Consider the following 7,551-nt stretch of genomic DNA (forward strand, 5'->3'; position numbering starts at 1 on the left):
CGGGGCCGTATGCGAACATCCCGCATGGGCGCGAGCCCAACCGCACTTTCGCGGGGCGGACTCTGTCAAGGCCCCACGAGAGGGCTGCCGCCATGAACCGGTCTCACGTACTCGGGATCGCCCGCCATGCCCGAGACCTGTCGTGGGCCCGGTGGCGCCCCTCACCCGGTGGATCACTGGTCCTACTCGTCGTGTGTGATGGTTTCGCGGGACGGGGCGGCAGGAGACCCCGAGCTGACGACGGCCGGGTGGTCCCCGTCGGCACCTGACGCTCCGGACGGGTTGCCCTGGTACGGCCGCAGCCCGAAGGCAGCGAAGGCCGCCGCCAGGACGACCACCGCCACGCCGATGTAGAGCTGCGTGGGCGACCAGCCGGCGTCGAGCAGGAAACCGACGGTGATCGGCGCCAGGATGGCACCGGCCCGGCCCACGCCGATGGCGAAGCCCACGCCCGTGGTGCGCAACTGCGGGCCGTAGACCTGCGGGGCCACGGTGTAGAGGCCCGCGAGGCAACCGTTGATCAGCATGCCCACGAGGACGCCGCTGGAGAAGGCGACCAGCGGGATGGAGGTGGTGGTGATGAACAGCACCAGGGTGAGGGCCGAGAGCACGGTGAACACGACCAGGGTGAGCCGGGGGTTCCACCTGGTGGTCAGGACACCGTAGAGCAGGGACCCGAAGGTGCCGCCCAGGGTCAGCATGATCCCGCCGATGATGCCCTGCTGTTCGGACATGCCGGTCTCGACGAGCAGTTTGGGGGTCCAGGAGTTGGCGAAGTAGAAGCCGAACATGATGAGGAAGAACGCAACCCACAGCAGGACCGTTGACGTCCGGTAGCGCCGGTCCAGCAGTCCGGTGGGGCCGTTGCCGCGGTGCGAAGCCTCCGCTGCGGTCCCCAGTCCGAAGGAACCGGTCTGCCCGGTACGGCGGGCGATGCGGTCCAGCTTCGCCTGGGCGTTGGCGGGCTGCCTGGACCGCAGGAAGTCCACCGACTCGGGGACGAAGGCCAGCACCAGCAACACGGCGACGACGGTGAGCACGGCTCCGACGAAGAACACGCTGCGCCAGCCGAAGGCGGGGATCAGCTGGGTGGCTCCCATGCCACCGAGGGTGGCACCCACCCCGTAGCCGGCGGTGAAGATGCTGACGGCCATGCCGCGGTGACGCCGGTTCGAGTACTCGCTGACGATCACGGTGACCGTGGCCAGGATGCCGCCGATGCCCAGCCCGGTGATGACACGCCAGGCGCCGAGTTCCACGGCCGATCCGGCCGTGGCCGAGAGGCCCAGACCGAGGGCGTTGACGGCCAGGGCGGAGATCAGCAGTCGCTGCCGGCCGAATCGGTCGGCCAGGGGACCCACCACGAGGGAACCCACGGCCATGCCGATGAGTCCGGTGCTCAGCAGGGTGCCGAGTTCCCCGCCGCTGAGGCCGAATTCCTCGGTGACGGAGGTCGCCGTGAACGCCATGGCCAGGACGTCGTAGCCGTCGAGGGCGTTGAGGAAGGTGGCGACGGCGACGAGCAACCACTGGTAAGCGGACATGGGACTGGTCTCGATGGCCTGCTTGAGGTCCCGCCGGGGGACCGCGGTGGGGGCCTCCTGGGGTTGGGTGGCCGGCGTGTGGGGGGTCTGGGCCTCCACGGGTGTTCCTTGTCTGGGTCTGGTCTGGGGCTGAGCCCGGTGTGGGCCCGGCCGCTTCGGCGACGGGAGTTGTAGGGGATCGTCGACGCTCAGGTGACGTCGATGGTCAGCACGGCGGGGCCGGCAGCACGAGCGGTACCGCCGCAGGCGACCCGCGAGACGCAGGGGCATAGGGTCTTGGTGGCGTCCTTCTGGCGGTCCGAGTGGAAGACGTCCCGGTGGTCAGCCTGTCCCTGGACGTCGAGGACCTTGACCTGGCAGATCCCGCACTCTCCCTTGCGGCAGTCGGACATCATCTCCACGCCGTCCCGTTCCAGGGCCTCCAGGAGGGACTCGCCCGGACCGACGACCGTCTCCACGTCCAGGCGGGGGATGCGGACTCGGAACGGCTCGGGGTCGAACCAGCCGCTGTTGCCGAAGGTCTCGTACCGCAGGTTGGTCTGGTCGAGGTCGGTGGCGGCCCAGGCCCGGCGGACCGCGTCCATGAGGCGGATGGGACCGCACATGTAGAGCTCGGTGCCGTGGCCGATCCCCTGGACCAGGGCCTGGACGTCGAACCGTCCGTCGGTGTCGTCGGTGTGGAGGGTGATGCGGTCCCCGTGCTCGGCGACCAGGTCCTCGGCATAGGCCATGGCCTCGTGGGTGCGTCCCACGTAGACCACGCGGTAGTCGGCCTTGACCCGCTTCAGGACCCGGGCCATGTCCACCAGGGCCGTGATGCCGATGCCGCCGGCGAGCAGCACGTAACGCTGCGCGCCGATCCGCAGCGGGAAGTCCTGCTGGGGGGTGGTGATCCGCAGCCGGTCGCCGGCGGTGAGGGTGTGCATGAATGTCGAGCCGCCGCGGGAGGTGGGCGTGTGGAAGACGCTGAGCGAGAGCTCGGAGCCGTCCTGGGTGGCGTCCACCACCGAGTACGACCGCTGGTGCTCGGTGCCGTCGATCCTCACGCGCACGTCGACGTGCTCACCGGGCCGGACGGCCTGTGGCCGTACGGGGCGCAGGGTGATGCGACGGATGCGGTCGGCCACCTCGGTGGCGGCGACGACGACGGAGTCCTGCCAGGAGCTCGCGGAGGCGTGGCCCATGATCAGCGACCCCGCCCCTGGGCGGGGACGCCGGTGACCGACGTCGGGGACTTTCCGGCCGGGGCCGCGGTGGGGCGGCCCTCGGCGGCCAGGGCCTTCTCGATGATCCGGCGGACCCACATGCCGCCGGAGTCGATGTTGAGGCTGTAGAACTCATAGTCCGGGTTGGCGTCGATGGCCTCCTGCTGGGCCTTGAGCATGGCCTCGTCCTCACCGAAGACCCCGTGCACGCCGTCACGCAGCTGGGTGGTGATCAGTTGGCTGTCCAGGCGGTAGTTGCGCATGAAGGCCCAGAAGTAGTGCGAGGACCGGTCCGTCCTGGGCGTGATGGTGTTCATGACGAAACCGTTCACCCCCTGGGAGCGGTCGCCCTGGGGCGCACCGGTGCCTGCCTTGGCCACGCCCACGTCGATGCGGATGGTGGCCGGGTATTCGTAGTGGATGATCTGCCAGCGGTCGACCTTGCCCTCGAAACCGGGGAACTTGTCCCGCATGTTCTTCAGCCAGAACGGCGGGGCGTCGATGCCGTACATCCAGCGGGTGACCGTGACGGTGCGGTCGGAGTGGGTGACCTCGAAGTCGGACTCGCTCAGCTCCTCCTGGCCGATGGAGCCGGCGTGGACGAACTCCTCATGGGTGAGGTCCATCAGGTTGTCCAGGATCAACTGGTAATTGCAGTCGGCCTCGATCACCAGTCCGTCCCCGGCCCAGTCGGGGCTGTCCATCTGGAACATGTCCGGGACGAGGTCCGGATCGGCCCGGGTGGGATCACCCAGCCACACCCAGACGTAGCGATAGCGCTCGACCACCGGGAAGGACGGCACCACGGCAGAGGGATTCACGGTCTCCTGGGCCGGCATCTTGGTGCAGCGACCGGCCGAGTTGTACTCCAGCCCGTGGTACGGGCACTGGATCCCGTCGCGGCCGACGAGCCTGCCCTGGGACAGCGGCGCGAGGCGGTGCCAGCACGCGTCGGCCAGGGCCACGGCCTTGCCGTCCTGGGTGCGGTAGAGGGCCAGGGGCCGCTTGGCGATGGTGCGGGCCAGGATTCCCTTCGAGGTGACCTCGTGGTCCCACGCGGCAACGTACCAGGCGTTGAGCGGGTGGTTGAAGATCGTGGCCGAGGTGGTGGCCCCCTCGGTGTTGGCAGCCCCGGTGGGCGCCAGCGGTGTGGGGGCGTGAGCGGGGGCCTGGACGGTGGTGGTCATGGTGACTCCTAGCGGATGGTGCCCGGCAAGGGGGCGGTGCCTGCCGACGAGCAATAACTCTGTCCTGAGTTATTTTGACGGGCGCACTCACTCAGGGCTGAGTTATTTGGTAATGTGGATCACCATAAGGGGTGGTGCCGGAGTTTTCCAAGTGCGCCACATCACGAGGAGGTTGTCCGGCGATGAGTCTCCGCCATGCACTGCTGGCCCTGCTGTCCGCGGGCCCGTTGACCGGCTATGACGCCAGCCGTCAGTTCGGCTCCTCGGTGGGTCACGTGTGGCACGCCCTGGATTCGCAGATCTACCCGGAGCTGCGCAAGATGCAGGCCGAGGGGTTGCTGACCGCACGCCAGGTCCCGTGGGGGACCAAGGGGGCCACGAAGACGGAGTACTCCGTGTCCCCGGAGGGTTACGAGGCACTGAGGGCCTGGCAGCGGGAACCGCTGGCCTACGTTCCGGTCCGCAACCCGGCTCGACTCAAGGCCGCCTACTTCGAGTGGGCGGACCCGGGGGACGCCCGGCGGCAGCTGGAGTCCCACATCGCCCACTTCGAGCACCAACGGGATCTGGCCCAGCAGGTGATCGATGAGATCCGCAGTGAGAGCCAGCCCACCCTCCAGCGCCGGCTGTCCACCACGGCTCCGCAGCAGCGGGAGCGCATCATGCGGTTCAAGGAGTTCGCGCACGGGGGGACGGTGGACCAGGCCGAACAGGAGATCGCCTGGGCCCGCCGCGGACTGGCGCTGCTGAACGAGCTCGGCGACCTCGGATGAGGGTCGGGCGGCACCGCGGACCAGGTCCTCCACCACGGCCCGCGGCCGTTGCCCACGGTGCCCCGCAGCGGGAGAATTGCCGTGCGGAGGGCCCGAACACCAGGACACAGCCATGAACGCCAACACAGCCTTCGACCTGGCCGGTTTCACCCGGGCCACGGAGGAACGCAACGCCGAGACCCTGCTGGGGTCCTATGCCGACGACGCCGAGGTGACCATCGTCGACCGGAACCATCCACCGAGGTCGCCACAGGTCCTCACGGGGAAGGACCAGATCCGTCCCTGGCTGGAGGACACCTACTCCCGGGACATGACCCATCGGGTGGTCGACCCGGTGGTCGGCGAGGACCGGGTCGCCCTGACGACCCTGTGCCGCTACCCGGACGGGACCACCGTGTGGTGCGCCTGCACGGCGGACATCGCGGCGGGACTGATCACCCGGCAGAACGTGGTGCAGGTCTGGGACGAGTGATCGTGGACGGGCCATGTCCCATCCACGCTCACGACCCCGGGAGCCCACCCCGGGACCACGAGGCCACCAGGCGCCTACACGTGCAGGCGCTTGGCGAGCTCGTGGCGCACCTCCGCGCCCCGGGCCACCTGCACCACCACCAGGGCGCAGATGCTGAGCGCCCCGCAGACCACCGAGGGCACCGGGTTGGTCACCCAGCCGAGGCCCAGGAACACCAGGGGGGCCAGGCCCAGCAGGACGGTCAGCCCGCTGTAGAGGATGTGCTCGCCCACCTCGGTCCGCATGACCCGCACCGTGATCAGCACGGCGATGATGGCCGACGCGCACAGGGCCGGCACCGCGTAGGTCAGGGACCAGCCGTTCCACCCGCTGAGGTAGTCCCAGTACACGCAGACCAGGCCGATCAGGACCACGAGGTACACGGTGCCCTTGGCGACGTTGCGCCGCTTGCGCACGGCCATCAGCACCACCAGCCACATGGCGGTCAGGCCCAGCCAGACGGACCGCACGAGCCCGATGTCCGCGGCCGCCCCGAACAGCAGCTGGGCCAGGAAGGACGCCAGGATCACGGCCAGGGAGGTGAGGAACAGGGCCTTCCACACCCGGCGGCGGGAGAAGTTCAGGGGCACCGCCGGCAGCGGGCTCGGCGCCGCCTCGCCGGCCACCGGAGCCGCACACAGCGGACACCGCGTCCAGTGGCCCTCCACGTCCACGGCACACTGCGCGCAGCGCCTCACGGTTCCCCCTCCGCGAGCTCGTCCTCGGTCACCCGGGCCGCGGCGACCGTCACGTCGACCCCGCGCGCGGTCAGCATGCGGGCGAAGTCCCTGACGTGCGCGGTCTCCGTGAACGGCGAGGTGAAGGTGATCGTGAGCAGGCCGGCGTGGGAGATCGCGCAGAACTGCGGGCGGACCGCGGTGACGTGGAACAGGATGCGCCCCACGTGGGAGGCTGCCGGGTCCGGCAGGCTCACGCGGCCCAGGTTCGAGACCGCGACGCTCAGTCCCCGGTTGGTGCCCCCGTTGACCAGCTTCAGGATCAGGTCCTTCAGGGGGCGCGGGAGGATCCTCAGCACGGGCGTCCGCTCGAAGCGGATGAACCGTCGCAGCTTCCTCTCCAGAGCCTCGGGGGAGGCCTTGGGCCGGAACTGGCCGTCGAGCTGCCGGCTGACGGAGCCGACGTCGTCCGGGCCCTCGCCGTAGGTGTGGTCCACCCGGACGGTCGCGAAGAAGTTCCGCGCCGAGGTCGAGGGGAAGAACTGCCGCAGGTTCACCGGCACTGACGCCGCCAGGGTCCGGGCCGCACCCAGCCCACCGGAGGAGCGGCGCAGGGACTCGAAGAACACGGCGATCAGGTACATCGTGAGCGAGACCCCCTCGGCGCGGGCCAGTGCCAGCACCCCCTGGGCGGGCATCGTGAGCTCGACGGCACGGGTGCGGTTGTCCGGGGTGCGGGTACCCGCGGCCCGGTAGACCTTCGTCCGGGGCCTGCTGTGCCGCGCGCCGGTTCCCCGCAGCGCCGCGCCCGACGACGGGGTGCCGGCGGCCGCTGTCAGGGTGGCCGGAGCGGCCTCGCGGCGGAATGCGGACCCGGTGGCCGTCGATCCCTGCCGACGGCGCCGCAGGAAGTAGTGCCGGAAGCTGTCGCCGCTCAGGGCGTGCGTCGGTGCCGACGCGTCGCCACCGGGCGGGACGACCGGGGCGACCGGGTCAGCGAGGCCGGGGCCGGTCCCGGAGCCGAGGGGTTCGCGAGCGCCTGCGGCCGGGCGCACCGGATCCGGATAGCGCAGGCGGTGGTAGGCGGTCAGCAGGTCGGTCAGGAACCAGAGCGCCCCGGTGCCGTCGGACAGGGCGTGGAAGACCTCGAGGATGATCCGGCGGCGATGGTGCACCACGCGGAACAGCAGGTTCCGCCGGTCCGACTGGTAGAGCGGGGCGCAGGTGTACTGGTCCTCCGCGGTGACGACGGGACGCAGGTCGCTGTCCTGGAGGTAGTACCAGAACACGCCGCGGCGCAGCACCGCATGGTAGAGCGGGTAGCGGTCGAACGTGGTGTCCAGGGCCGCCTGCAACAGGTGCGGGTCCACGTCGTGGTCCGTCTCGGCGCTCAGGCGGAACACCTTGGGATCGGCGTCGGTCCGGGCGGCGAGGAAGATGTTGGAGGCGTTGTCCAGTCGCACCCAGGTCCGGCGGGTCACGAGGGCTCCCGCGGGCGCTGGCGTCCGCCATCGGCCGGCTCGTCCTCGAGGAACGCGTCGATCACCTCGTAGGCCTCTCGCAGGTACCGGGAGAACCGCGGCAGGACGATGAACCCGTGCAGCGCCCCGTCCACCCGGTGGACGCGCACCGCATTCCCGGCCTCCTCGAGCGC

7 protein-coding genes are annotated in these 7,551 nt (G+C 70.2%); 2 read left to right on the forward strand and 5 right to left on the reverse strand.

The annotated features are described in order from the left end of the window. Positions 1-182: 182 nt before the first annotated feature. From PLJ28_RS14115 to PLJ28_RS14125, 3 genes are all read right to left on the reverse strand, one after another. Positions 183-1,643 (reverse strand): MFS transporter, encoded by a 1,461-nt coding sequence (locus PLJ28_RS14115; RefSeq protein WP_324590268.1) that lies wholly within the window; start codon positions 1,641-1,643, stop codon positions 183-185. A gap of 89 nt (positions 1,644-1,732) precedes the next feature. Then, complete coding sequence (locus PLJ28_RS14120) at positions 1,733-2,728, reverse strand: PDR/VanB family oxidoreductase (RefSeq protein ID WP_324590269.1); 996 nt, start codon at positions 2,726-2,728, stop codon at positions 1,733-1,735. Positions 2,729-2,730: 2 nt separating this feature from the next. Next, positions 2,731-3,936: an aromatic ring-hydroxylating oxygenase subunit alpha gene (locus PLJ28_RS14125; protein WP_298043584.1), complete on the reverse strand. Its 1,206-nt coding sequence runs from the start codon at positions 3,934-3,936 to the stop codon at positions 2,731-2,733. 182 nt (positions 3,937-4,118) lie between these two features. Here PLJ28_RS14125 and PLJ28_RS14130 point away from each other — a divergent pair, with 182 nt between their 5' ends. Both PLJ28_RS14130 and PLJ28_RS14135 read left to right on the forward strand, forming a co-directional pair. After that, positions 4,119-4,709, forward strand: coding sequence for a PadR family transcriptional regulator (locus PLJ28_RS14130; RefSeq protein ID WP_183525480.1), 591 nt, complete (start codon positions 4,119-4,121; stop codon positions 4,707-4,709). Positions 4,710-4,821: 112 nt separating this feature from the next. Next, positions 4,822-5,181: a nuclear transport factor 2 family protein gene (locus tag PLJ28_RS14135; RefSeq protein WP_183525483.1), complete on the forward strand. Its 360-nt coding sequence runs from the start codon at positions 4,822-4,824 to the stop codon at positions 5,179-5,181. A gap of 74 nt (positions 5,182-5,255) precedes the next feature. On the opposite strand, the gene PLJ28_RS14140 is transcribed toward PLJ28_RS14135, so the two are convergent. Continuing rightward, on the reverse strand, positions 5,256-5,918 hold the full coding sequence (locus PLJ28_RS14140) for a DUF6320 domain-containing protein (protein WP_324590270.1): 663 nt from the start codon (positions 5,916-5,918) through the stop codon (positions 5,256-5,258). After that, on the reverse strand, positions 5,915-7,378 hold the full coding sequence (locus tag PLJ28_RS14145) for an alcohol acetyltransferase (protein WP_324590271.1): 1,464 nt from the start codon (positions 7,376-7,378) through the stop codon (positions 5,915-5,917). Before PLJ28_RS14145 ends, PLJ28_RS14140 begins: the two co-directional genes overlap by 4 nt. Between the last annotated feature and the right edge of the window lie 173 nt (positions 7,379-7,551).

This window comes from Citricoccus sp. (assembly GCF_035445025.1).
Classification (GTDB): domain Bacteria; phylum Actinomycetota; class Actinomycetes; order Actinomycetales; family Micrococcaceae; genus Citricoccus.